At 61.4% G+C, this 611-nt stretch carries 1 protein-coding gene; it reads right to left on the reverse strand.

From position 1 onward, the window contains the following. Positions 1 to 611 (reverse strand): calcium-binding protein (locus UCMB321_RS28380; RefSeq protein WP_040072018.1); only part of this gene is annotated, 611 nt, incomplete at both ends.

A 611-nucleotide genomic window follows, 5' to 3' on the forward strand; every position in this document is an offset into this window, starting at 1 on the left:
GTGTCGTTGCCGGTGCCACCATCCAGCACGTCGTTGCCCGCGCCACCGTCGAGGGTATCGTTACCCGCCCCACCCAACAGGGTGTCGTTGCCGTCACCACCGGACAACACATCGTTGCCGTCACCACCATCGACCAGATCGTTGCCGCCTGCGCCGTTGAGGGTGTCGTTGCCCAGCCCGCCGGTCAAGGTGTCGTCAGCCGATGTGCCGCGGATGTTGTCGTCGCCAGCTGTGCCGGCCAGCAGCGTGGCGGTGATGGTGGCCATATTCCACGTGGTGCCGTCAGCAAATTGCACCTGCTGCACCGGGTTGTAGGAATTGGCCGTGCTGTCGTTATAGAAGAACCCGCTGATTGTGATCTTGTCGGTGGTCCCGGCGATGCTCAACTCCAGCGCGCCGTTACTGACGCCCATCTGGCTGTCATAGACTTGGCGAACCACTACATCGCTTGGGGCTACACCCGTCTTGAACTGCAAGGTATTGAGCTTGTCGATCGTGGTGTCGTAACTAACCGTCACCAGATCCTGGCCATCGCCACGACCGAACAGGTAGGTGTTGTTGCCGGCCCCGCCAATCAGTGTGTCGTTGCCGGTGCCACCATCCAGCACGTC

Origin of the sequence: Pseudomonas batumici (assembly GCF_000820515.1) — a bacterium.
Classification (GTDB): domain Bacteria; phylum Pseudomonadota; class Gammaproteobacteria; order Pseudomonadales; family Pseudomonadaceae; genus Aquipseudomonas; species Aquipseudomonas batumici.